This is a genomic window from Caballeronia sp. AZ1_KS37 (genome assembly GCF_023631165.1).
GTDB classification, from domain to species: domain Bacteria; phylum Pseudomonadota; class Gammaproteobacteria; order Burkholderiales; family Burkholderiaceae; genus Caballeronia; species Caballeronia zhejiangensis.
The window spans coordinates 104,496-127,654 of record NZ_JALQDP010000033.1 but is presented as its reverse complement, the minus strand read 5'-3'; the positions used below and the strand labels follow the sequence as shown (position 1 = coordinate 127,654).

20 protein-coding genes and 2 pseudogenes are annotated in these 23,159 nt (G+C 61.9%); 14 read left to right on the top strand and 8 right to left on the bottom strand.

Annotated features, from left to right (window positions below):
• The first annotated feature begins 238 nt into the window (after nt 1–238).
• From parA to NCS00_RS20445, 3 genes and pseudogenes are all read left to right on the top strand, one after another.
• Nucleotides 239–901, top strand: a complete 663-nt coding sequence (parA, locus tag NCS00_RS20450; RefSeq protein WP_250440844.1) for a ParA family partition ATPase — start codon at nt 239–241, stop codon at nt 899–901.
• 24 nt (nt 902–925) lie between these two features.
• A pseudogene (locus tag NCS00_RS33710) lies at nt 926–1,031 on the top strand (ParB/RepB/Spo0J family partition protein); the annotation flags it as partial.
• 77 nt (nt 1,032–1,108) lie between these two features.
• Nucleotides 1,109–1,990, top strand: a pseudogene (locus NCS00_RS20445) (ParB/RepB/Spo0J family partition protein); the annotation flags it as partial.
• A gap of 76 nt (nt 1,991–2,066) precedes the next feature.
• Here the strand turns inward: NCS00_RS20445 and NCS00_RS20440 are convergent.
• Nucleotides 2,067–3,413, bottom strand: a complete 1,347-nt coding sequence (locus NCS00_RS20440) for a replication initiation protein (protein ID WP_008354205.1) — start codon at nt 3,411–3,413, stop codon at nt 2,067–2,069.
• Between the two features lie 1,741 nt (nt 3,414–5,154).
• Between NCS00_RS20440 and NCS00_RS20435 the strand changes: the two genes are divergently transcribed.
• Entirely contained in the window at nt 5,155–6,354 is a 1,200-nt protein-coding gene (locus tag NCS00_RS20435) for a DNA-binding protein (RefSeq protein ID WP_250440842.1), read from the top strand.
• Nucleotides 6,355–6,378: 24 nt separating this feature from the next.
• Here the strand turns inward: NCS00_RS20435 and NCS00_RS20430 are convergent, their stop codons facing one another.
• On the bottom strand, nt 6,379–7,407 hold the full coding sequence (locus tag NCS00_RS20430) for a tyrosine-type recombinase/integrase (RefSeq protein WP_250440841.1): 1,029 nt from the start codon (nt 7,405–7,407) through the stop codon (nt 6,379–6,381).
• A 186-nt stretch (nt 7,408–7,593) separates the two neighbouring features.
• Here NCS00_RS20430 and NCS00_RS20425 point away from each other — a divergent pair, with 186 nt between their 5' ends.
• Nucleotides 7,594–9,018 (top strand): DUF2252 domain-containing protein, encoded by a 1,425-nt coding sequence (locus tag NCS00_RS20425; RefSeq protein WP_250440840.1) that lies wholly within the window; start codon nt 7,594–7,596, stop codon nt 9,016–9,018.
• A 64-nt stretch (nt 9,019–9,082) separates the two neighbouring features.
• On the opposite strand, the gene NCS00_RS20420 is transcribed toward NCS00_RS20425, so the two are convergent.
• On the bottom strand, nt 9,083–9,439 hold the full coding sequence (locus NCS00_RS20420; protein WP_250440839.1) for a DUF2471 family protein: 357 nt from the start codon (nt 9,437–9,439) through the stop codon (nt 9,083–9,085).
• A gap of 264 nt (nt 9,440–9,703) precedes the next feature.
• Here NCS00_RS20420 and NCS00_RS20415 point away from each other — a divergent pair, with 264 nt between their 5' ends.
• Nucleotides 9,704–9,892, top strand: a complete 189-nt coding sequence (locus NCS00_RS20415; RefSeq protein WP_008354211.1) for a CsbD family protein — start codon at nt 9,704–9,706, stop codon at nt 9,890–9,892.
• Nucleotides 9,893–10,021: 129 nt separating this feature from the next.
• On the opposite strand, the gene NCS00_RS20410 is transcribed toward NCS00_RS20415, so the two are convergent.
• Entirely contained in the window at nt 10,022–10,624 is a 603-nt protein-coding gene (locus NCS00_RS20410) for a helix-turn-helix domain-containing protein (RefSeq protein ID WP_250440838.1), read from the bottom strand.
• Between the two features lie 155 nt (nt 10,625–10,779).
• On the opposite strand from NCS00_RS20410, the gene NCS00_RS20405 reads away from it, so the two are divergent.
• Both NCS00_RS20405 and tdh read left to right on the top strand, forming a co-directional pair.
• Entirely contained in the window at nt 10,780–11,982 is a 1,203-nt protein-coding gene (locus NCS00_RS20405; RefSeq protein WP_250440837.1) for a glycine C-acetyltransferase, read from the top strand.
• A gap of 82 nt (nt 11,983–12,064) precedes the next feature.
• Nucleotides 12,065–13,102 (top strand): L-threonine 3-dehydrogenase, encoded by a 1,038-nt coding sequence (gene tdh / locus NCS00_RS20400; RefSeq protein WP_008354214.1) that lies wholly within the window; start codon nt 12,065–12,067, stop codon nt 13,100–13,102.
• A gap of 10 nt (nt 13,103–13,112) precedes the next feature.
• Here the strand turns inward: tdh and NCS00_RS20395 are convergent, their stop codons facing one another.
• Nucleotides 13,113–13,751 carry a YceI family protein gene (locus tag NCS00_RS20395; protein ID WP_034472270.1) on the bottom strand — a complete coding sequence of 213 codons (639 nt, stop codon included), beginning with the start codon at nt 13,749–13,751 and terminating at the stop codon, nt 13,113–13,115.
• Nucleotides 13,752–13,931: 180 nt separating this feature from the next.
• Here NCS00_RS20395 and NCS00_RS20390 point away from each other — a divergent pair, with 180 nt between their 5' ends.
• Nucleotides 13,932–14,450 (top strand): hypothetical protein, encoded by a 519-nt coding sequence (locus NCS00_RS20390; RefSeq protein WP_250440836.1) that lies wholly within the window; start codon nt 13,932–13,934, stop codon nt 14,448–14,450.
• Nucleotides 14,451–14,794: 344 nt separating this feature from the next.
• Complete coding sequence (locus tag NCS00_RS20385) at nt 14,795–15,286, top strand: phosphate-starvation-inducible PsiE family protein (RefSeq protein ID WP_008354218.1); 492 nt, start codon at nt 14,795–14,797, stop codon at nt 15,284–15,286.
• 33 nt (nt 15,287–15,319) lie between these two features.
• Here NCS00_RS20385 and NCS00_RS20380 read toward each other — a convergent pair whose 3' ends face one another.
• Entirely contained in the window at nt 15,320–15,562 is a 243-nt protein-coding gene (locus NCS00_RS20380; protein WP_250440835.1) for a hypothetical protein, read from the bottom strand.
• Nucleotides 15,563–15,776: 214 nt separating this feature from the next.
• Nucleotides 15,777–16,670 (bottom strand): LysR substrate-binding domain-containing protein, encoded by an 894-nt coding sequence (locus NCS00_RS20375; RefSeq protein ID WP_033535848.1) that lies wholly within the window; start codon nt 16,668–16,670, stop codon nt 15,777–15,779.
• Nucleotides 16,671–16,802: 132 nt separating this feature from the next.
• Here NCS00_RS20375 and NCS00_RS20370 point away from each other — a divergent pair, with 132 nt between their 5' ends.
• From NCS00_RS20370 to NCS00_RS20355, 4 genes are all read left to right on the top strand, one after another.
• Entirely contained in the window at nt 16,803–17,984 is a 1,182-nt protein-coding gene (locus NCS00_RS20370) for a M20 aminoacylase family protein (RefSeq protein ID WP_250440834.1), read from the top strand.
• A gap of 16 nt (nt 17,985–18,000) precedes the next feature.
• Nucleotides 18,001–19,317 carry an MFS transporter gene (locus tag NCS00_RS20365; protein WP_034472267.1) on the top strand — a complete coding sequence of 439 codons (1,317 nt, stop codon included), beginning with the start codon at nt 18,001–18,003 and terminating at the stop codon, nt 19,315–19,317.
• A 142-nt stretch (nt 19,318–19,459) separates the two neighbouring features.
• The gene (locus NCS00_RS20360; protein WP_008354222.1) at nt 19,460–21,175 is read left to right on the top strand and encodes an IlvD/Edd family dehydratase; all 1,716 of its coding nucleotides are present in this window, start codon (nt 19,460–19,462) and stop codon (nt 21,173–21,175) included.
• A 13-nt stretch (nt 21,176–21,188) separates the two neighbouring features.
• On the top strand, nt 21,189–22,109 hold the full coding sequence (locus tag NCS00_RS20355; RefSeq protein WP_008354223.1) for a dihydrodipicolinate synthase family protein: 921 nt from the start codon (nt 21,189–21,191) through the stop codon (nt 22,107–22,109).
• 1 nt (nt 22,110) lies between these two features.
• Here NCS00_RS20355 and NCS00_RS20350 read toward each other — a convergent pair whose 3' ends face one another.
• Nucleotides 22,111–23,097, bottom strand: a complete 987-nt coding sequence (locus NCS00_RS20350) for a bifunctional helix-turn-helix transcriptional regulator/GNAT family N-acetyltransferase (RefSeq protein ID WP_175982358.1) — start codon at nt 23,095–23,097, stop codon at nt 22,111–22,113.
• Nucleotides 23,098–23,159: the final 62 nt, after the last annotated feature.

Here is a 23,159-nt window from a genome sequence, read left to right as displayed (position 1 = left end):
GACTTTATGCGCATAAAGGCGAGGCGGCGGTGCTTGTAAGACCCGCCTCGCCATAGGATGGCGGCGGCTTTATGCGCATAAAGTCGGGCACGTCCGACGCCGGCCGCCGGCCGGACAAGGACTTTATGCGCATAAACCTCGGCCGAACGGCTAACGCGAGTCAGTTGTTGCGGAATATCACTGGAAAAACAACAACGACAATGTAGAATTCAACGGACTTCAAAATACGGAGTGGAACGTGGCGGCGGAAATCATAGCGATCACGCAACAAAAGGGCGGCGTCGGCAAAAGCACGATTGCGATGCATCTCGGTGCGGCCTTTCACGAAAAGAAGAAGCGTGTGCTCGTAGTCGACGCCGATGGTCAGAACACGCTGATCCATTGGTCAAGCGCCGCATCGGATGACGCAAGCGGCATCCCGTTTCCAGTCGTCAATCTCTCCGAGGCCGGCGGGCAGATTCATCGGGAAATCAAGAAGTTCGTCAACGACTACGACGTCATCGTCGTGGATTGCCCGCCGTCGATCACCGAGAAGGTATCTGGCGTCGTGTTGCTGGCGGCGAGCGTCGCGGTGATTCCGACTTCGTCATCGCCGGCGGACTATTGGTCGAGCGTCGGCCTTGTCAAGCTCGTTCAGCAAGCGCAGGTGATGAACGAAGATCTGCGCGCCGTCTTTCTGCTCAACAAGACCGAAGAAAAGCGCATGCTCACGCGCGAACTCAAGGTTGCGCTCGAAGAGCTCGGCTTTCCCTTATTGAAAACGCAGATCCCAACGCGCGAGTGTTACAAGCAGGCGATGGCGCTTGGACAGACCGTGCTTCAAATGAGCGATCGCGGCTCGCGCCTCGCAGCGGCGGAAATCCGCTCGGTCGCGGACGAGATCCTCGACATGCTCTCCTGACTTTATGCGCATAAAGGACCCTGAATGAAACCGTCCCAATTTGCCAAGGGCTTCAAGGCTCGGCCCGACACGACGAGCAGCGAGAAGCGCACTGCGCTGGATCGCCTGAATGCGATCGATGGCATCGTCGACATTCAACATGTGGGGCAGGCCGCCGCGAACGGCCGATCGAGCGCCTTCGTGGCCGACGAGCCGGGCGACATCAACGCCGGACCTGAGTCCGATGAATATCGTGCGTGGCGCCGTGCAAACCGCTACACGGCCGGACAGATAATCGAGTTGCCGCTCAAGTCGATCAAGCCCAGCCCGTTCAACCCGCGCCATTTCTATCTGAAGACGTCAATCGCGGAATTGGCCGTCAATCTGGCGAAGCAGGGCCAGCAACAGGCGATTCACGTCATTCCCGATTACGAGCATCCGGGAACGTTCTTCGTCAGCGATGGCGGTCGGCGCGTGCGAGCACTGAAAGAGGCAAACAAGGAAACCGTGAAGGCAGTGGTCGTCGATCTGCCGATCGGCATTCAGAGCTACAAGCTCGGTTATGACCTGAACGTTCAGCGCGACTCGCAGACTGTTTTCGACAACGCCGTGGTCTGGCGACGCTTTCTCGACGAACAGCATTTCCAGAGCCAGCGCGAACTGGCGGATCACCTCGGGCTGGACGAATCGACGATCGCCGTCGCTTTGTCGATCGCGAAGCTTCCTGAGAACGTCATGCACGAGATGGTTGCGCGGCCGGACCGATTCGGCTCGAACATGGCCTATCAGATCGTGCGCTATCACGCCGCGCGCGGCACCGACGCCACGCTGCGGCTGATCAACAAGATCACGTCGGATGACCTGAGCACGCGGCAGGTCGCCGATATCGTCAAGGGCCGCGCGAACGCTCAGGAAGCGCCGAAGACGCCTGGTCGGCAACGCTATGCGCAGCGCCTCGAAATCAAGCTGGACGGCGTCGCAGTCGGCGATCTGAAGTCATACGGCGAAGATCGTCTCGAGTTGCGTTTGCGAGGCTTGTCGCGCGAGAAGCGCGATGAGCTACTGCATCAGATCGAACTGATGCTTCAGCCTGTCGAGACCAAGAAGTAAATGCACACGATGGCCGCCGAGATCATGGACCGGCGGCCATTTTCGAATTGGACGTTTTCGGTTGCGCGCGGAGACTTTAGCGCGATTGACTGAGCGTAAATGCCAGCAAGTCGCCATCGGTCGGCTCGCCCCACGTCTTTCGCGCCAGCCAGTCGAAGAAGGATGTTTCCGCCAGCTTCGAATCCAGTCCGCGCTTGCGCCAGTCGTCGCGCATGTGGGCACCGAGCCCCGGCAAAACGTCCTCCTCGAAGGATTGACGCGCGACCTCCCGTTCTTCCTCACCTTGCTCGTCGTACAGCACGCGCGCTTCCTTGCGGCGGTACGCCGAGAATTCGCTCAACAAGCGGGCTTTGAGATCGTCGGCGGCAGCCGGCGTGCGGGAGGCCGTACCGCTCGTTGCCGGAGGCAGCGCTTCTACCGGTGGCGCGTAGCCCTTTTTGAGCGCGTCCTTGAAAAGCGCCGCGCCGCTGCGAACCGGCGGCAAAGTCGTGCTGCGCATGCGCTGTTCGGTCATCTGCAACGCCGCGCGGATGCGGTTTTCCTCGCTGTCGGCATACAGCGTCTGCGCGTCCTTGAGCGGAATGCCAATCTTCACCATCCGATCCACCAACGTGCTGTCGAAGACGTTCGGATGTTCGTCCAGCGCGAGCATCGGCTGCTTTTGTTCGGTCACGCGGAACTGAATCTCAGCCACGCGGCGCCCTTCGCGGTGTTCCACCAGTTCGACGAAGATATTGGTCACCGCATTCACCTCGGCGATTGCGGGCCGCAGATAATCGCGTTTGAAGTATTTGTATTCGCGCTTGGCTTCGTCGCCGGCTTCGGTATCGGGCGTTCCTGAAAGAATAGGCCGCCACCATTCCCACGTCTCGCGCATCGTCAGATGGCTGGGATTCGTGAGATAGCGAACGCAAATTTCATAGAGTGCGAGGCCGGCGCTGCTGCGCAACTGACTCTGGAATTGCAGGCTCAGGCGCGCATACTGCACAGGATCCAGCAGCTTCTTTTTGATTTTCGGCGCGAATGAAAATTCGACCCAGACGCGGCGCGTCGTCGGATCTTCGAGGATTTCGGCGTCGGCGATCAGCGTCGAGATGCCCCACTTGCGACCCGGCTTCTGACTCGATGTGCCGGTGCTCCATTCGACCTGCACCGACACCATGCGACGCAAATGCTCCTTCACGAGCGCAGTGTCGTTCGAGTCGAACGCAGAATTTGCGACGATATCCGACAGCAACGCGCGATACGTGTCACCCGAGTCGTCGGCTTGTTGAGCAACGGCTAGCAGCACATTGAACAACTTTCTGGTGAGCAGCGTGATCTTGCCGCTTTTCGGCTGAATCGCAATGGCCTCGACTGCCTTGCGCAGTTCCGCCGAACTGGGGCTGACGACATCGGTTTTCTTTGCGCGCTTGGTGGCCATGAAATGGTCAAGATCGATATTGCGAGCAAGGATACCGATTGGGGTGAAGCCCGTCTATAGGGACACCCTCACCACACAGGGGTGATTCCCAGACAGACAGCACGGCTCACTGCGGTGCGCTCCCGAAAACACTCACCGCTCACCGATCGAGGGTATCTTTTAGCTGCAGTGTCCACGCGGGTAAACGGATTGCGACGGTTTTTCGGCGCCATCCGGGAGCTCAAGCAGTCTCCCGAATAGGCTCACCTTAAAAATTTTTCGGCTCGTTGAACGACGTGTGGCGCGGCAGAGACAGCCGAAAGTCCGTCCTTCTCCGCTTCGGCCGCGCATCGGTGCGGTGCAAAGTTATAACGGCGCGCCCTCACTTCGAAAGATCGGCATCGACAGGTCCCGAAAAGTCTCACCTCATCGAGTTTTCTTCAACCCGATCGCCCCCGTTCAGCCCCGTTCTACGGGCTTCGCGCCGCCTATGGCCCCCGAAAACTATCACTTTTGACCTGCTGCACCTCATATCGCCTGTCCCGCAAATGCTCACCCTGCTGCGTCCTGCAAAGCCTCACCTTTTTTCCGTCGTCGCTCAAAAATGGTGCTCTCCCAGGCACTTATCTCGCTTTCGACACAAAACGTGAAGAAGGTGGCTCCCGTAAATCCTCACCGACGGTTTCTTGGCACTATCCCGCACCGACGCTCGTAGCTCCCGCATTCCCTCACCATACCGTGTTTCCGCTAAACGCAACGACAGGCCATCCTGGTCTATCCACTTGTTTCTAATATGTTTTTTCATGCGCGCGATTTCTCATCTAGTGCAGCGACAGCTCTCGTACAGCGCGCGTGATCCCGGATTTCCTCACCATGCGAGGCGCATGACAGGGAAGATGGACTGAAAAAAGCAGGCGCAGACACTCCTGGAAAGGCTCACCTTAGACGCTCTCACCGGCCCTGCGAGCCCATCCAAGAAGAGACTACGGCTGCACCGAGAACGTGAATCTTCCATTTCGCTCCCGGAAAAGCTCACCTCAGGCGTCGGCAGATGAAAATTTCAGCGAAAAGCAGCCTTCGCCCCCGAAAACGCTCACCTTTCTCTCGGGAATTACCCTGAAAGCCCTCACCGATCGGTAAGCTTTACCCGAATCGACTCCAAAATAGTGCGATTCGCATGCTCCCGAAAATTCTCACCGAACGAAGCCGACAGACCAGGGGGGCGCCCTCAGAAATCAACGCGTTAGCGTGCGCGTGCCCCCGAATAAGCTCACCCATCATTTTGGAGCCTCCCCGAACCCGCTCACGATTCTTCCCGAGGGCCCTCACCGATCATCCCGAAGCCCGTCACCGTTCGCTCCCGCAGAGTTTCACCATAGTTCCCGTACAATCTCACCTGACGTCCGGCAAAGCCTTATCCGATAAGGGTTCTGGCTGGCGTTAACGATGTTAACAAGGTTCAAAGGTGTTAACTTCTAATACTCTCTAGCGGTGCAGTGTTTTGCACGCAGTAATTAGAAAAACGAAAAGCTGCGTGAAACAGACGCCCATGGCGCGTATGGGACTAAAATCCGCGACAAATCATCGACTTGCAGGGGTATCTTCAGGATGTTTCACGACGGCGGACATGTGTACCATGCCAAGTTGTCGAAAACGGCCTAAATGCTCTGTTATCGACGTTGGTGTGAACGATCGAACGAAAAACATAACGATCAACACGTAAAACGTTATGATCATCATGTTGAACTGCTAGATTTTCACCATGGATCAATCTACTCGCGACACGCTGCGCCAAGAAATCGAAGCGATGCGCGCCACCGGCGCACGGCGGCAAGACCTCTCTCAACACGCCTGCAAGCGACTCTTCTTCGACCTGGGCGTTCGGCCCTCGGTTACGACTGTCCGCGAACTGACTCAAACCGGCAGCGCAAGCGACATCCCCAAGGACATCGAGGCGTTCTGGGCCAGTCTCCGTTCGACGTTGCGCGTTCGCATCGACGCTGGGGCGATGCCGGAATCATTGCAGGAACGTGCCGGCGAACTGCTGGCGGCTTTATATGACGAGGCTCAAACGGCCGCGCGTGCCGCCCTTAACGAGGAAAAGGCCCGTCTGGACATGGCCATCCAGGCCGCGCAAGCCCAGGCTCGCGATGCCGATATTCGTCGCGAGGCGATCGAGCGGGCTCAGCAGCGTGCCGAGGCGCGCGCCGAAGCAGGCGCTGCTCAAATCGCGGCGCTGGAAGCCGAATTGAAGACGCTGCGCAGTCAAGGCACAGACGCTCAGGCGGGCTTGCGCGAAGTCATCGCCCGATGGGAGAAGGAGAACGAGACGCTCTCGGCGCGTCTGCAGCAGGAGCAGGACGCTGCGGCACGGCTGCGCGACCGCATCGACGAGCTTCAAAACGAGCTGCGCCACAGCACCGAGCACTACGCTCAGCAGATCAAGGACGCGGTCAAGGAGGCCGAACGGCGCGTGCATCCGATGCTCGTCGAACTCGACTCCCTGCGCGGCATGGCCGCCACCTATCAGACCAGCGCACGCGAAGCGAGTCAGAAGGAATTCGATTTCATTCAACAACTTAGCGCAGCCCGAAGCCGCGCCGACCGGCTCGAGTCGCAAGTGCGGGCGCAGTCCGACGAAATCGATGCGCTAGTTCTCGAGCGCGATGCACGGCGGGTTCAATCCGGTGCGAGCGCGGAAGTCGGCGCGTTGATCGCGTCGCTGGCGGCGCAGGGGCGCCTCACTTCCGCCGAGATCGCCCGCCTCGGCACGCAGATTGACGCGCACGTCGCCGCGCCAACTTCCTGTCCGGCGTGCGAGGCTGGCGAACCGGAACTGCAGCGCCACGAAGACGAATACGAGCTCTCCTGCCCGAACTGCGAGCGCACCTCCGGGGCCACGGCATCGAAGCTTGCGGCCGTCGACGAATTTATCCGGTCGGCGCGCGTCAGCACCTCGTAATCGCGCGTCGAGTGAGCGCCGGCGTCAAAGGTGAGGGTTTTCGGGATCGTCGACGGACATGTGCCGTTCCCCGTCGGCGCGCGCGTGAGCAATGTCGCGCTCCCGTATTTGCTCACCCATCCATTCTTGCCAGGCACGATGCAGCCGGTGAACCGAGATCGTCTGCTGGAATCCGAGCCACTGGCCGACGCGATCGGGGTCCGTGCCATCCTCGAACAACTCCGCCGCGTACGTGTTGCGCAAGGTCTGCGGACTTGCGCGCGCGACGCGCGATGCCGCTATCCCGGACGCGGCCACGACGGCGTCGATCGCGCGCAGCATCGTCGCCTTGTGCATGGAGCGTCCCGTCGGTGCTGCCGGGAATAGCAATTCGCCTGCAAGGCCAGCCGTCTTGCGCTCGCTGATCCAGTTGTCGAGCAGTTCGACCGCGAACGGAGCGAGCCGCGCCTGCCGGATCAGCAGCGGATTCGACGCGTCGACGGTCACGTAAGGCGCGCCGGCCGCGTAGCAATCGACGGTCAATTGCGCCGCTTCGCCCGTTTTCACGCCCGCGCCGAGAAAGACGGCGACCAACGCCCGGTCGCGCCGCTCGCGCCAGCGCTGCCCGGCCGACAAGGCGCCGATCGGAGAAAACAGATGCGCGACGAGCAGCGCGCGCTCATCGTGGGTGAGAAAGCCCGTCGGCTCGTTGTCGCGTGCCTTGCGCCATGCCGCGTCGCCGTCCTGAGCGATGAAGCGCGCCGGATTCGTCGCCGCCGAGTCCACTTCCCGAACGTGATCCAGCACGCGCTCGATCAGCCGCAGATACCGCATGCGCTGCGGGCGTCGGATGTCCAGTTGCGCGACGAACTGTTCGATGACCGGACGTTGCACCGTATGCAGCGTCGCGCGTTTGGTGGCCAGCCACTCGAGAAAATTTCCCCATTGCGCGCGATACACATCGGCCGATGACGCCCTGAACGATTGCTGGGCGAGCCATGCATCGAACGCGGCGTGCGGGTCCGCCTGCCAGTCGGCGCGCTGTTGGTCGAAGAGATCGGAAGTGTTCGGCATATTGTTCGAAGGCGCGTTGCGCGCTGTATTGCACTGCGCACAGGGTCGGGCTTCGGGCGGGCGACGTCAAGCGCGTGTGTCCGCCAAAGTGTCGATAACTGTCTTGGCGGGCGTGCGTTTCGTCGACTACTGTCGTCTATACGGCTTCCTTCCATCCACGAACACAAGAGCAAAAAGGAGCGAGCGATGCCCCAGCAATCCTGGCAGGAACGTCGCGCGAATGGACGCGCCAGGCGCGAACGCACACCGCGGGCCGCGCAAGAGGCGATCGGCGATGCCGATCGCGATCCCATCGAGCTTTTGCGGACAAGCAGCAAAGGCCGCGTCGATGCGCTGATTCCCTTGCGTTACGGCCGCATGCTCGTTTCGCCGTTCACGTTTTATCGCGGCAGCGCGATCCTTCAGGCGCACGACCTGGCCGGCACACCGGACAGCGGCATCGCCATTCAGATCTGCGGCGACTGTCATCTTTCCAACTTTGGCGGCTTCGCAACGCCGGAGCGCGCGCTCATTTTCGATCTCAACGACTTCGACGAAACCGCGCCCGGTCCGTGGGAATGGGATTTGAAACGGTTGGTCGCGAGCTTCACGATCGCCGGCCGGCATCTCGGCCACGGCGATCTGGCTGCGGACGAGTTCGCGTTTGTCGCCGCGCGCAGCTATCAGACGCATCTGCGCGAGTACGCTGAAATGAGCGTGCTCGATCTCTGGTACGAGCGCATCACCTTCGATCGCATGTACCAGGCCGTGCAGAGCGAAGACGCGCGGCGGCGCATCAAGCGCGGCATCGAACGGGCTTCGCGCCGCACGCACGAAACGATGCTGCCGAAACTCGCCGACCGAACCGGCGACACGTGGCGCATTCGCGATGCGCCGCCTGCCGTGTTTCACATCCACGGCAAGAGCACGCTGATCGATAAGAACGACGGCTGGATGACGCTCAAAGCCAGTCGTGAAGATGCGCTCGCGACGCTCGTGCGCGATTATGTCGCGACGCTTACGCCGGAGCGCGCGAGATTGCTGTCGCAATTCAGCCTGCAGGACGTCGCGTTCAAGGTGGTCGGCGTGGGCAGCGTCGGCACGCGCTGCCTCGTTTTGCTGCTCACGGATCATCACGACAAGCCGCTTTTCCTGCAGATGAAGGAGGCATCGACGTCGGTCGTCGCGAGATTCACGAAACATGCGAAGCACGCCGACGATATCAAACACGACGGGCACCGCGTCGTTCACGGACAACGTCTGATGCAGGCCGCCACGGACCCGTTTCTCGGCTGGGCGACCGGACCGCTCGGGCGCACGCTCTACATCCGCCAGTTACGCGACATGAAAATTTCCGCAGAACTCGATACTTTCAGCGACGACGTCTTTCGCGAGTACGCCGTGCTTTGCGGCTGGGCGCTTGCCCGCGCGCACGCGAAGTCCGGCGGATGCGCGCCGGAAATCTCGGGCTACCTGGGCAACAGCGATCGAATGGCCGACGTTCTAGTGCGCTACGGTCGCGCCTACGCGGATCAGGTGGAAAAGGACTACGAGGTGTTTCGCGTTGCGTGCCGGGACGGCAAGCTCGAATCGCGTTCGGATGCGGACATCGCGGCGGAGTTCGCGCCGTGAAACGATCCGCTGCGCGATGACATGAACCGGGGCACGCGGGTTCAGTCGCGTGCCGCGGGATGCGTCAATGCGCAGCGCTGACTGCTCGCGGCCGATTCTGTCGCGATGCGCGCTCGTAGGCGTCTACGGCGAAGGCGAAAACGGCGGGCAAGGCATCCGAGGATGCAACGTCGACGACGTCATCGGTTTCGGGGAAATGAAAGTCATCGGGACGCGCGAACAGCTCGCGCAAGGCGGCTTCGTGTCGTCCCGCGAATCCGAGGTCCGCGACGGCCTCCGCCTCGATGGCATGCAACAGCCGCCAGGTCAGCGGCACTCCTTTATCGATGTAACGCCCCGCGATCTGACGCGTGATGCGCTCGAGGTCATGCACCGCGCGGGCGAACTGCCTTCTGCTCAGGTTTTCACCATTCGACTCCATGATCCACCCCTTCCGGCCGGTCTTATTGTACTGTACAAATATACAGTACTTGTTGCAATGAAAATAGCGTCGCGCTAGTCGAACCGGGTGTATGTGCGATTCCGCCTACGTGCGTTTCAGACATGCGCGGCTATGCGCGCCTGCCGACAAAGCGCATCGTTTAACCGTGCTTGGGAAACTCCTGAGCGGAACGCGCAGGCAGTTTCTGCGTTCGTTCGACGGCACCGCGCGGCCAACAGCGCTGCAAACCACGGGAGAACTGACATGAACAAGGATCAAGCCGAAGGCGTTGGCAAGCAGGTCAAGGGAAAGATCAACGAGGGCGTCGGCAAAATGACGGGGGACACGGCTCAGGAAGCCAAGGGCGACATGCAGCAAGCAGCCGGCAAGGTCCAAAAAGGCGTGGGCGATGCACGCGAGGATCTGAAGGACAGCGTGAAAAAGAACCCGTAAGACGGGCCAACCGGCGCCGCGACTCCGGCGCCGCTTTGAGCGGGACGTGCTCGATGCGTCCCGTTTTTATTGGCGGGCGCACGGCGGCGCGCCGACTTTATGCGCAAAAAGTTCCGGACGCTCAACGCATCAGCCGTGGATGACGACGAGCAACGCCTTGGCCTCCGCGCGCCCGACATTCCGGATCGCGTGCGCCTCGTCCGCGGCATACCGCGCGGTTTCCCCCGCCTTCAGACGACGCGTCGCACCCGACGCATCGACCTCAATGGAACCGTTCAGCACTGTGAGATGCTCGCGCGTTCCCGGTTCGTGCGCATTCGACGTGAGCGCGGCGCCCGATTGCAGGGTAAGTTCGTACCACTCGAACTTGCCGGCGAGTTCAATCGGTCCCCACACGCGCAACTGATAGCCGCCGTTGTCCCCACTCAGGGTCGGTATTTCGTGCAGCCCCGAAACGCGGATCGCTTCGGCGGGCCTTTGCTGCGCGAACAATTGGTCGAGGCTGATGCCGAGCGCATTGGTCAGTCGCCACGCGACGGCGATCGTCGGATTGGCCTTGTCGCGCTCGATCTCCGACAGCATCGACTTCGACACGCCGGCCGCGCGCGACAGATCGTCGAGGGTCAGCTTCCGTTCGCTGCGCAAGCGTTGAATGATCTCTCCGACGCGCGGCGGTGTTGCGCCTGCGCCCGCGAGATCGGCTGCTTTTCCCTCTGAACCCGTGCTTGCCATGAATCGACCAATCCCGTAAAGTGTTCGGCATATCGGAAATGCGTTCGAAATATCGAACATGTCCGATGCGATGGATGCACTATAACAGGGCTAAGGACGGCGCGCGCGAGTCACGAGGCGCGGATTGCATTGGCAGGCCCAGAACAAGGATTGCGATGAAAGACCGATATCTCTCCCATTTGCGTTCGACGCTCGACGAAATTCGCGCTGCGGGGTTCTACAAGACAGAGCGCGTCATCGCGAGTCCGCAGTCGTCGGACATTCGGCTCGCGAACGGCGCGGCGGTGCTTAACTTCTGCGCGAACAACTACCTGGGTCTCGCGGACGATCGCCGGCTGATCGAGGCCGCGAAGGACGGACTGGACGCCGATGGTTTCGGCATGGCGTCCGTGCGTTTCATCTGCGGCACGCAGACCGTGCACAAGGAACTCGAACAGGCGATCGCGCGTTTTCTCGAAACGGACGACGCCATTCTTTATTCGAGTTGCTTCGATGCAAACGGCGGCCTCTTCGAAACGCTGCTGACCGAAGAAGACGCGATCATCAGCGACGAACTGAATCACGCCAGCATCATCGACGGCGTGCGGCTCTCGAAGGCCCGGCGTCTGCGCTATAAGAACAACGACCTCGCCGATCTGGAAGCGCGTCTTCAGGAAGCCGATGCAGCCGGCGCACGCTTCAAGCTGATCGCGACCGACGGGGTTTTTTCGATGGACGGCATCATCGCCAACCTTTCCGGCATCTGCGATCTCGCTGACCGTTACGGTGCGCTCGTCATGGTCGACGATTCCCACGCCGTCGGCTTCATCGGCGAGAACGGGCGCGGAACCCCGGAGCAATGCGGCGTGCTCGATCGCGTCGACATCATTACCGGCACGCTCGGCAAGGCGCTTGGCGGCGCGTCAGGCGGCTATGTCGCCGCGCATAAGGAAGTCATCGATTTGCTGCGTCAGCGCAGCCGGCCGTATCTTTTCTCGAACACGTTGGCACCGAACATCGCCGCGGCATCGCTGAAAGTGCTTGAACTGCTCGCGAGCGACGAAGGCGCGACGTTGCGCCGGCGCGTCCGCGAGAACGGGGCGCACTTCCGCAAGGCGATGTCCGCGCTCGGCTTCGATCTTGTCCCCGGTGAACATCCGATCATTCCGGTCATGCTCGGCGACGCTCAACTCGCGTCCAAGATGGCTGATGCGCTGCTCGACGAAGGCGTCTATGTGATTGGCTTTTCCTACCCTGTGGTGCCGAAAGGACGCGCGCGCATCCGGACGCAGATGAGCGCGGCACACACGCCGGAACAGATCGATCGTGCAGTCGATGCGTTCGCTCGCGTCGGCCGATCCCTCGGCGTCATCGGCTGACTTTATGCGCATAAAGGCCCGCGACCTTCGAAGCAGCATCATCAAGACCAAACGCCAGGATCAAACGCCAGGATCAAACGCAATGAAAGCCCTCGCCAAACTCGAACGCGCACCCGGCCTCACCCTGACGCGCGTGAAGCGACCCGAAGTCGGTCACAACGACGTTCTTATCCGCATCCGGAAGACGGCGATCTGCGGCACCGACATCCACATCTGGAAATGGGACGAATGGGCGCAGAAGACGATTCCGGTGCCGATGCATGTCGGTCACGAGTACGTCGGCGAGATCGTGGAGATGGGACAGGAAGTACGCGGCTTCGCCATCGGCGATCGCGTGTCGGGCGAAGGCCATATCACATGCGGTTTTTGTCGTAACTGCCGCGCGGGCCGTCGTCACCTGTGCCGCAACACGGTCGGCGTGGGCGTGAATCGTGAAGGCGCATTTGCGGAGTTTCTCGTGATCCCGGCGTTCAACGCGTTCAAGATTCCGCCTGACATTTCCGACGATCTCGCTGCGATCTTCGATCCCTTCGGCAACGCGACGCACACCGCCCTTTCATTCAATCTCGTCGGCGAGGATGTGCTGATTACCGGCGCCGGGCCGATCGGCGTGATGGCTGCGGCGATCGCGCGGCACGTCGGCGCGCGCAACGTCGTCATCACCGATGTGAACGACTATCGGCTCGAACTTGCCCGCAAGATGGGCGCGACGCGCGCGGTCAACGTGGCCAACGAAAACCTGCGCGACGTGATGAGCGAACTCGGCATGACCGAAGGATTCGACGTGGGCCTGGAAATGTCCGGCGTGCCGAGCGCATTCACGGCGATGCTCGAATCGATGAATCACGGCGGCAAGGTCGCACTGCTCGGCATTCCGCCGGCGCAGACCGCCATCGACTGGAATCAGGTGATTTTCAAGGGACTCGAAATCAAGGGCATCTACGGACGCGAGATGTTCGAGACCTGGTACAAGATGGTCGCGATGCTGCAAAGCGGCCTCGATCTCTCCCCGATCCTCACGCACACGTTTCCCGTCGACGACTATCAGCGCGCATTCGACACGATGCTTTCCGGCAACAGCGGCAAGGTCGTGCTCGACTGGACCGCCGTCGCGGCCTGAGCGGCACGCATCACGGCGCGTTGTCCGCAGACGCCTTCGAAAATTCGGCCTGAATGGCGACGTGCACATCGTCGCCGACGGCCGGATACCACGTCGTCAGTCCGAACTGAGCGCGGCTGAAATGTCCGTCGGCGGAGAAGCCCAGCGTTTCCTGCTTCGTGAGCGGATTGACCGCGTGACCGTTGAACGTCACGTTGAGCGTGACCGGCTTCGTCGTGCCGCGTATCGTCAGATCGCCCGTCAATATGCCCTTGTCTTCGCCGGTGCGTTGAAACGCCGTGCTGACGAAAACGATGTCCGGATAACGCGCGCCATCGAACATGTCCGGCCCTTTCAGCATGCGATCGAGCAGCGGCACATTGGTGTTGACGCTGGACGCGTCGATTCGCGCGCGTACCGAGCTTCCGGACATTCCGTCCGCGTTCCAGTCGAGTTGCGCCGTGGTCTTATCGAATCGGATGACGAAGCGCGAGTAGTGGAAATGATCGACGTCGAAACTCACGTTCCAGTGATGCGGATCGAGCTGATAACGTCCTGCCGGCACGCTCGATTCACTCGACGAAACGTGATGCGTCACGACCTGAAGCGGCGTGCACGCCGTCAATGCGATCGCCGCGAGAAAAAGAACGAGACGCTTATAAGCCTTCATCGCGCATTGCCTCGAAAACAAAAATAGAACGTCGACAAGTTTCGCCGAGATCATCCGAACGCGCGCAAGCCGTCACGGACTTTTCGTCAGCACACACGAAAATGTCGCGATCGGGTAGAGTTCGCCTCGACCTACATCTCAAAAAAGCGGCGCCACCGTACGCGCGTTGGCGGATAAAACATGTGCACATGGCTGTCCCGATTCCGAACGTTTCGCGCGCACTTATCGGCGGTTGCCGCGCTCGTCGCGCTGGGCTGGACGCCCGCCGCGCACGCAAGCTGGTGCGGCGACGGTCTCTGGCTCGACGCGATGGTCGCTTCGCATCACTTTCACCCGGACAAGGACTTCGAGCAATTCAATCCGGGCATCGGCGTGGAATGCTGGGTCGCGCCGCAATGGGCGGTGACAGGCGGCTACTTTCGCAATTCGCTGTCGAAGCCGTCGTTCTACGGCGGCGGCGTGTGGGGACCGGACTTCCTTCACTGGAATTACATCAGGCTCGCAGTCATGGCCGGGCTCATCTCCGGCTATGACTACGGCAGCTACGGCCTCGGCCATAACCATACGGTCGGTCCGGTTGCCGCGCCGCTCATCATGCTGGAATACAAGCGCGTCGGCGCGAACATCATCCTGATTCCGCCGATCCCTTCGAGCGATCTTCCATTCACGCTTGGGTTCATGCTCAGACTGCGATTCTGAACATCGTGCGGGGTTTGTGGTTTGTGACGTACTCCCGAGCTCCAGACGACTGAACGAGAATCCAGCTAACGCCTTCGCGGCCGAGGCAAACCGGCGACGCTGTCAGGCGCGCCGCGCATGCGTTCATTACACCAGCGTTGGCGGCCCAACGATTGCTGAGGGGTGCGATGTGACGCATCGTGCACAGCAGACAAGAGAAAAGAATCAGCACGTAGACGAAAGAAAACGCCGCACGCATGGCTCAACGTCATAGGCCCGGCTTTGGCTCGCTACGCGATGTCGGCGTCACTCCGTGCCCGAGTCTCTCTGCGACCCCATCCATGAGCAAGCCAACCCAGATTCGCATGAAGCTCGACGAATATCGGCTGCAATGGCGCGTGCTGACCTTCTACGAGCGCTTCGAGCAGATCATCGCCCACATCCTGAGCGTCGTGATCTCGGTGATCATCGTCGTATCGCTGTGGCAGTTGATTCGGGCGGTCATAGCGCTGACGCTGTCGGGGGCGCTCGATCCGCTGGATCATGCGATCTTTCAGGCGGTTTTCGGCATGGTGATGACGTTGTTGATCGCGATGGAATTCAAGCATTCGATCACTCGCGTCATGTTAAGACGCGATCACATCGTGCAGGTCAAGACAGTGCTTCTCGTGGCGATGCTCGCGATAGCGCGCAAGTTCATCATCCTTGACCCTGCCACGGACCCGGGCCGCATTGCCGCACTGGCGGCCGCGCTGATCGCGCTCGGCAGCGTCTACTGGCTAATGCGGCAACGCGACGATCCCGTCGATGCGGCGATTGCAGAGCGCGCCGCGCGGGATCGCGAAAAGCGCGATTGATATTCTGTTGGCGTGCTGCCGATGCTTTCAGCGTCAATCTGGCAGCACGAACTCGGTACGCATGTCTTCGATCACCTTCTCGACGTGATGTACATAGTCCGCACCGAGGTCGTTGAGCGGCACGATGTTCCAGTTGCGGCCGGATGCGTCGGGCGGATGCCGCTCTGGCAGCGGTATGCGCATGCGCACAGCTCCCGGCGCGTCAGCGGAGATTTTGGCCATGCGGCTTTGCAGTTCGTCGCGAATCTGCTCAGGGGTTCGAACGGTTGTCGGCATGGGTCTGCCTCCTTCGCTTGCACGTCTGGATCGTGACTGTTTGGGCGCAGACGTTGGACGCATGCACCGACGCCTCTTTGAAGTTTAGTCGCTAATTCGGATAGGCATCGACTGATGCAATGATCGTCCAGAAAAAGTGAGTGCATTCCTCCTCACAGCCCCGATTCTCGCTGTCTATTCCACGAATCCGGAATCTTCTTGAAGCGCACCTGCCTCACTGTCCCCGCGCCGCGTGCCGCAAGCACTCCAGCATCAACGTCGCAGCGGGCGTCAGCGGACTGTCCCTGCGCGTCACGATTCGCACCGACACGGCAGGCAACGGATCAACGATAGGAAAGATCGCGAGCCCTTCGCCGACCCATGGATGTTCCAGCAACGCGGCGGGCATCGCGGCGAGCGCATCCGAGCCACGCAACAACCCGTGCGCGATGATGAAGCTCGGACATTCGATCACGCGTTTGGGCACCATCAGACCGCGCTCGGCGTACGAATCGAGCAGCGCCTGCGTCGAACTTTCCGGCGACGGATTCAGCAGCCACTCCGCATCCGACAACTCCGCGAGCGACGTGCAGTGCCGCAACGGATGATCCGCGCGCCCGACGATCGCCGAGCGGCTCTCGTACAGCTCGATGTGATCGAACTCCGGCGCGAGATGTTCGGGCACGACGACCGCCACGACGAAGTCCAGCGAACCATCGCGCAGACGCGGCATCGCGACGCCCGGAAAGCCTTCGATGAAACTCACGCGCGCGTCCGGCATCTGCTTGCGAAACGCCCGATACGCCTGAGGCAATATCGATAGCGCGGCAGTCGGCGTGACGGCCGCGCTCACGCTGCCCGCGCCGGCGCCTTTCATCTGCGCGATGTCGTCTTCCGCGCGGCGCATTTCGCTGACGATCAGATGCGCCCGCACGCGCAACTGCTGCCCGAACGCCGTCAGTTGCACGCCGCGCGCTGTGCGCAACACGAGCGGTACGCCTAGATCCTGTTCCAGTTCCTTGATCGCCTTAGTCAGCGCCGCTTGCGACAAATGAAGGCTGCGCGCCGCCGCGCGAATGCTGCCTTGCTCGGCGGTCGTCAGGAAAGCGCGCAACTGATGATATTTCATGCTCATGGCCGACATCCTAGGGTTATCGCCGACAACCAATAGTCATCACGCAATAAATTTACCGTCTTTTGGTTTGCTTATCGGCTTTATATGCTTGGCACACATCGAATCGCATCGAGCAAGGAGCGTCATATGTTGTCAGTCGAGCCCGTCATCCCCGGCATTGCCGCCATCGCGTCGGAATTCGTCGATGTGCGCCGGCGCATTCACGCGCATCCGGAACTTGCGTATGAGGAAACGCAAACCGGCGATCTCGTCGCGGGATTGCTCGCGCAATGGGGCTACGAAGTGCATCGCGGGCTGGGCAAGACGGGCGTCGTCGGCGTGTTGACGGAAGGCGAGGGCGGCAAGCGCATCGCACTGCGCGCCGACATGGACGCGTTGCCGATCGAGGAAGCCACCGGCCTGCCGTATTCAAGCAAACACGCGCGCACGATGCACGCATGCGGCCACGACGGCCACACCGCGATGCTTCTGTGCGCCGCGCGCCATCTCGCCGAAAGCCGCCAGTTCTCGGGCACGCTGATCGTGATTTTCCAGCCCGCCGAGGAAGGCGAGGCGGGCGCGCGCGCGATGATCGAAGACGGTCTCTTCGAAAAATTCCCGTGCGACGCCGTGTTCGGCCTGCACAACATGCCCGGCCTGCCCGCGGGCGACATGTTCTTCACGCCGGGTCCGGGCATGGCGTCGTCGGATCGCGTGAACATCACCGTGCGCGGCGTCGGCGGACATGGCGCGATGCCGCACGTCGCATGCGATCCGATGCCCGCGGTCGCATCGATCATGCTCGGTCTCAACAGCATCGTCGCGCGCGAAGTGGATGCGCAGAAATCCGCGGTCGTCACCGTCGGCAGCGTGCAGGCGGGCGAGGCGTGCAACGTGATCCCCGAGACCGCGCTGCTGAAGCTCTCCGTGCGCGCGCTCGACGCGGGCGTGCGCAAGCAGCTTCAGGAGCGCATCACCGCGCTCGTGAACGCGCAGGCATTGGCGTTCGGCTGCACGGCCGACATCGACTACGAGCTCGGCTATCCGGTGCTCGTGAATCACGCGGAACCGACCGCCTTCGCCACCGATGTCGCGACGAAAATGCTCGGCGCGCAACGCGTCGATCCGGCCGCGCGTCCGCTGATGGGCAGCGAAGACTTCGCCTTCATGCTCGAAGCGTGCCCCGGCACGTATGCGTGGATCGGCAACGGCATCGGCTCGAAGGGCGGCTGCATGGTGCACAACCCCGGCTACGATTTCAACGACGACATCCTCGCGATCGGCGCGAGCTACTGGGTGCGCCTGGCCGAAGCCTGGCTCGCCGACTGATCCTTCGGAATCCATCATGAACGCACCTACCTTTGCCAGCGCGCCCGCGAATCCTTCGATGCAAACCAGCCGCGCGGCGCGCACGCGGCTCGTTCTGGCGGCGGCGGTCGGCAACGCGCTCGAGTTTTACGACTTCATCGTCTATGCGTTCTTCGCGCTGACCATCGGCAAGCTGTTCTTTCCGGTGGACGATCCGGTCGGCCAGTTGCTGCTTGCGGTGGCGAGCTTCGGCGTCGGGTTCTTCACGCGGCCGATCGGCGGCTTGCTGATCGGCATGTACGCCGATCGCGCCGGCCGCAAGAAGGCGATGCTCCTCACGCTCGGGCTGATGGCGCTCGGCACCGCGATGATCGCCGTCGCGCCGACTTACGCGCAAGCGGGCATCGCCGCGCCGATCATTCTCGTGATCGCACGGCTGATTCAAGGCTTCTCGGCGGGCGGCGAAGTCGGCGCATCGACGACGCTGTTGCTCGAACAGGCGCCCGCGAACCGGCGCGGCTTCTATGCATCGTGGCAGTTCTCGAGCCAGGGACTCTCGGCGCTCGCCGGCGCGTTGACCGGCGTCGCGCTCACGGCGACGCTCACGACCGCGCAACTCGAAAGCTGGGGCTGGCGCGTGCCGTTCTTCATCGGCACGGCGATCGTGCCCGTCGGCTGGTGGCTGCGTCGCACGATGGAAGAAGCGCCGCCGCAAAACGTCGCCGCCGCGCCCAAGGCACCGAAGATTCCGCTTGTCACCGTGCTGCGCGAACATGGCCGCGCGGTGCTCAACGGACTCGGCCTGACGATCGGCGGCACGTCGGCGCACTTCATCATCGTGTTCTATCTGTCGATCTACGGCGTGAAGACGCTCGGCCTGCCGAGCTGGACGTCGATGCTTTCGGGCTGCGTGTCGGGCGCGATTCTCTTTATCGTCGCGCCGATAGGTGGCTATCTGTCGGACCGCATCGGCCGCAACAAGCTCGCGCAGACGACGCGCATCCTGCTGATGCTCGCGATCTGGCCGGCCTTCGCGCTGCTGAACAAATCGCCGAACGCGACGACGCTGCTCGCGGTCGTCACCGTCCTCTCTATCGTGCATTCGCTCAACGTCGGTCCGACCGGCGCGATGCTCGGCGAGCTGTTCCCGCGTTCGGTGCGCGCGACGGGCGCGGCCATCGTCTACAGCATCGGCGTGGCGATCTTCGGCGGCTTCGCGCAGTTCTTCGTGACGTCGCTCATCGTCATTACGAAGAGCGTGATGGCGCCCGCGTGGTACGTGATCGGTTGCGGCGTGCTCTCCGTGATCGCGGTGGCGTGCATGCGCGAAAGGTCGCAGGAAATGCTCGACTGATCGTCAAATCTTGCGCTGCACGCGCGCCGGATGCGTATGCGAGGTGTATAACTCGACGTGTCCGGGTTTCTGAAAAGGCCGCCCGCGCGGCCTTTTTTACTGGATCCCACACTATGAAGAAAGCGCGATAAAGGGGACTTCCATGCGCAAGAAGCTACGCTCGCAAAGCTGGTTCGGCGGCAACGATAAAGACGCGTTCATCCATCGTTCGTGGATGAAGAACCAGGGCATACCTCACGATCAGTTCGATGGCCGGCCGGTCATCGGCATCTGCAATACATGGTCGGAACTCACGCCGTGCAACGCGCATTTTCGCGAGCTCGCGGAATACGTGAAGCGCGGCGTGCGCGAGGCGGGCGGCTTTCCGCTGGAGTTTCCGGTGATGTCGCTCGGCGAATCGAATCTGCGGCCAACAGCCATGTTGTTCCGCAATCTCGCGTCGATGGACGTCGAAGAATCCATACGCGGCAATCCGATCGATGGCGTCATTCTGCTCGTCGGCTGCGACAAGACCACGCCCGCCTTGCTGATGGGCGCGGCGTCGTGCAATCTGCCCGCGCTCGCGGTGTCGGGCGGACCGATGTTGAACGGCCGCTTTCGCGGCGGCACCATCGGCTCGGGCACGGGCGTCTGGCAGATGTCGGAGGAAGTGCGCGCGGGCACGATGACGCAGGAAGAATTCGTCGAAGCCGAATCGTGCATGAACCGGTCGCGCGGCCATTGCATGACGATGGGCACCGCATCCACGATGGCCTCGATGGTCGAATCGCTCGGCATGGGCTTGCCGCACAATGCCGCGATCCCCGCCGTCGATGCGCGCCGTCAGGTGCTCGCGCACATGGCCGGACGACGCATCGTCGATATGGTCAAGGACGATCTCACGATGGACAAGATCCTCACGCGCGAAGCCTTCGAGAACGCGATTCGCACGAACGCGGCGATCGGCGGATCGACGAATGCGGTCGTGCATCTGATCGCCTTGGCGAAGCGTATCGGCGTGGAGCTCACGCTCGAAGACTGGGAACTCGGCAGCAAGGTGCCTTGCCTCGTGAATCTGCAGCCATCGGGCGAGTATCTGATGGAAGACTTCTATTACGCGGGCGGCTTGCCCGCGGTGTTGCGTCAGCTCGGCGAGCAAGGCTTGCTGCATCGCGATGCGCTCACGGTGAACGGCCGCACGATCTGGGACAACGTCAGCGACGCGCAGAACTACGACGAGAAGGTCATCACGCGGTTCGAGAAGCCGTTCAAGCCGCACGCGGGCATCGCGGTGCTGAAGGGCAATCTCGCACCGAACGGCGCGGTCATCAAGCCATCGGCGGCGACGCAATCGTTGCTGAAGCATCGCGGGCGCGCGGTCGTATTCGAAAACGTCGAAGAGTTGCACGCGAAGGTCGACGACGATTCGCTCGATATCGACGAGCACTGCATCATGGTCCTGAAGGGCGCGGGGCCGAAGGGTTATCCCGGCTTCGCGGAAGTCGGCAACATGCCGCTGCCGAAAAAGGTGCTGCAAAAAGGCATCACCGATATGGTCCGTATCTCCGATGGCCGCATGAGCGGCACCGCCTACGGCGCGGTCGTGCTGCATGTGTCGCCGGAAGCGGCGGCGGGCGGTCCGCTCGCGCTCGTGCAGACCGGCGACATGATCGAACTGGATGTCGAAGCGCGGCGTCTGCATCTCGAAGTATCGGACGAAGAACTGGCGAAGCGCCGCGCCGCATGGCAGGCGCCCGAATTGCCGAAGCGCGGTTATTACCGCTTGTATGTCGAGCATGTCTTGCAGGCGGATCAGGGCGCGGACCTGGACTTTCTCGTCGGTTCGAGCGGCGCGCCCGTGCCGCGCGATTCGCATTGAGCGGAGCCAATCGATGACGAACCTGCAAACGCCGCCGCCCGGCATGTGGCCGGTGCTGTACGCCTATTTCGATGCGCTGAACCGCCTCGACCACGACGCCACGCGCAAGCAGATCGACGCGACCCTCGCGGCGGGCGCGCCGGCGATCGTCACGCTCGGTCTCGCGACGGAAGTGCATCGCCTGTCGGAAGACGAGAAGCGCACGATGATCGACGTATGCGCCGCGCATATCGCCGGTCGCGTGCCGCTCGCGGTCACGATCACCGGCGACAGCGTCGATGCACAAGTCGCGCTCGCAAGCCATGCGCTCGAACGCGGCGCGTCGTGGTTGATCCTTCAACCGCCGTCCAAACGCGGCGAGCCGGAAGCGTTCTACTACGACTTCTTCGCGTCGGTGCTCGAACGGACCGGCGCGAACGCGGGCATTCAGAACGCGCCGGAATATCTGGGCGTGGGTTTGTCGGCGGAATCGATTGCCGCGCTCGCTGCCGAGCGGCCGAACTTCCGTTTGCTGAAGGGCGAGGGCCCGGCTGTGACGATCCGCGCGACCATCGAACGATTGCGCGCGCTCGAACAGACGCTCGCGGTGTTCAACGGGCGCGGTGGCCAGGAACTCGTGGACAACTTGCGTGCGGGCTGCGATGGCCTGATCGTCGCGCCCGACGCGTTCGATCGTCAGGCCGCCATTTACGACGCGTTCGCCGAAGGCCGCGAGGACGATGCCGAATCGCTGTATGCGGAGACGCTGCCGGAAATCGTCTTCGTGATGCAGTCCCTGGAAACGCTCACCTGTTACGGCAAGCGCATCGCGGCGTGGCGCATGGGCTTCGACGTGCAGCACGATCGCGGCGCGCGTCCGACGCCGTTCGGCATCGAATGCGCGCGCCGTTTCGCGCAACGACTAGGGCCGACATCGCGCGTCTTGCGCCGATGAATTAGCGCGCCGCGTGCCGCGTGAAGCGCTGCTCGATCACGGATGTGCCCCATTGCGTGCCTTCGGCTTCATCGCTCAACGTGAATCCGAACGATTCGTACAAGTGGCGCGCGGCGTCCAGGCTCTTGAAGGTCCAGAGATACGTTTCGTCGTAGTGCGCGTCGACGAAGCTCATCGCGCGCGCCATCAATTGCCTGCCTATGCCGCTGCCCCGCAACGAATCGTCGACGATGAACCAGCGCAGATGCGCGACGCGCGTGGTGAGATCGCCATCGATCGCGAGCGAGCCGAGCGTGCGCTCGCCTTCCATCACGAGCCACAACGCGCGGCCTTCGACCGGCAGACTCTCCGCGAATGCGGCCAATTCCGTCGCGACCCTGCGCTCGAAGAACACGCCGAAGCCCGCGTGATGCGCGTAGAAACGCGCGTGCAGGCTCGCCACATCGCCGATGCAGCCGGGCCGGTATCCCTCGACGATGCGCGCGCTTTCCGTATGCGCGGCATGCGGCGTCCTGTGATCGATCTTGTGTTCGTGACCGTGGGCGAGCGCATCGGCGTAGAGCGCGAGCGAGCGCACGAGCGTCTGCTGATCCTCGGGCACCATGCGGCGCAGCGCGTCGGAAACCTGATCGGTCGCGAACTTGTCGATCTTTCTGCGCAGCTTCTGTCCGTTCGCCGTGAGATACAGCTCGGACGAACGCGCGTCTTCGCTCGATGTCTGCCGCGTGACAAGCCCCGCCGCTTCGAGCCGCGCGATCTGCCGGCTGGCGTTGGATTTGTCGAGCCGCAGAATTTGCGCGATGTCGCGCGCCTGAATGCCGGGCGTCGCCCCGATCTCGATGATCGCGTGAACCGCCGAAGGCGCGAGTCCGCTGTCGGCCAGCGTGTTGCGCATGAAGCCCAGTTCGCGCACGAGCTTGCGCGAGAATTCGCGCAGTTCGAGAATGGTTTTGTCGCGCGATTGAACGGGTGTGTCGATGAAGTCCATGTCTTCTCCATCGGTTGCGAGGCGCAACCAAATGCCTCTAATTTAGTTGCGATCTGCAACTT

What these genes read in the sequence shown, in the direction of transcription:
- NCS00_RS20440 (WP_008354205.1), bottom strand. Translation starts at nt 3,413, where the DNA reads ATGGCCACCAAGCGCGCAAAGAAAACCGATGTCGTCAGCCCCAGTTCG.
- NCS00_RS20435 (WP_250440842.1), top strand. Translation starts at nt 5,155, where the DNA reads ATGGATCAATCTACTCGCGACACGCTGCGCCAAGAAATCGAAGCGATG.
- NCS00_RS20430 (WP_250440841.1), bottom strand. Translation starts at nt 7,407, where the DNA reads ATGCCGAACACTTCCGATCTCTTCGACCAACAGCGCGCCGACTGGCAG.
- NCS00_RS20425 (WP_250440840.1), top strand. Translation starts at nt 7,594, where the DNA reads ATGCCCCAGCAATCCTGGCAGGAACGTCGCGCGAATGGACGCGCCAGG.
- NCS00_RS20420 (WP_250440839.1), bottom strand. Translation starts at nt 9,439, where the DNA reads ATGGAGTCGAATGGTGAAAACCTGAGCAGAAGGCAGTTCGCCCGCGCG.
- NCS00_RS20415 (WP_008354211.1), top strand. Translation starts at nt 9,704, where the DNA reads ATGAACAAGGATCAAGCCGAAGGCGTTGGCAAGCAGGTCAAGGGAAAG.
- NCS00_RS20410 (WP_250440838.1), bottom strand. Translation starts at nt 10,624, where the DNA reads ATGGCAAGCACGGGTTCAGAGGGAAAAGCAGCCGATCTCGCGGGCGCA.
- NCS00_RS20405 (WP_250440837.1), top strand. Translation starts at nt 10,780, where the DNA reads ATGAAAGACCGATATCTCTCCCATTTGCGTTCGACGCTCGACGAAATT.
- tdh (WP_008354214.1), top strand. Translation starts at nt 12,065, where the DNA reads ATGAAAGCCCTCGCCAAACTCGAACGCGCACCCGGCCTCACCCTGACG.
- NCS00_RS20395 (WP_034472270.1), bottom strand. Translation starts at nt 13,751, where the DNA reads ATGAAGGCTTATAAGCGTCTCGTTCTTTTTCTCGCGGCGATCGCATTG.
- NCS00_RS20390 (WP_250440836.1), top strand. Translation starts at nt 13,932, where the DNA reads ATGTGCACATGGCTGTCCCGATTCCGAACGTTTCGCGCGCACTTATCG.
- NCS00_RS20385 (WP_008354218.1), top strand. Translation starts at nt 14,795, where the DNA reads ATGAAGCTCGACGAATATCGGCTGCAATGGCGCGTGCTGACCTTCTAC.
- NCS00_RS20380 (WP_250440835.1), bottom strand. Translation starts at nt 15,562, where the DNA reads ATGCCGACAACCGTTCGAACCCCTGAGCAGATTCGCGACGAACTGCAA.
- NCS00_RS20375 (WP_033535848.1), bottom strand. Translation starts at nt 16,670, where the DNA reads ATGAAATATCATCAGTTGCGCGCTTTCCTGACGACCGCCGAGCAAGGC.
- NCS00_RS20370 (WP_250440834.1), top strand. Translation starts at nt 16,803, where the DNA reads ATGTTGTCAGTCGAGCCCGTCATCCCCGGCATTGCCGCCATCGCGTCG.
- NCS00_RS20365 (WP_034472267.1), top strand. Translation starts at nt 18,001, where the DNA reads ATGAACGCACCTACCTTTGCCAGCGCGCCCGCGAATCCTTCGATGCAA.
- NCS00_RS20360 (WP_008354222.1), top strand. Translation starts at nt 19,460, where the DNA reads ATGCGCAAGAAGCTACGCTCGCAAAGCTGGTTCGGCGGCAACGATAAA.
- NCS00_RS20355 (WP_008354223.1), top strand. Translation starts at nt 21,189, where the DNA reads ATGACGAACCTGCAAACGCCGCCGCCCGGCATGTGGCCGGTGCTGTAC.
- NCS00_RS20350 (WP_175982358.1), bottom strand. Translation starts at nt 23,097, where the DNA reads ATGGACTTCATCGACACACCCGTTCAATCGCGCGACAAAACCATTCTC.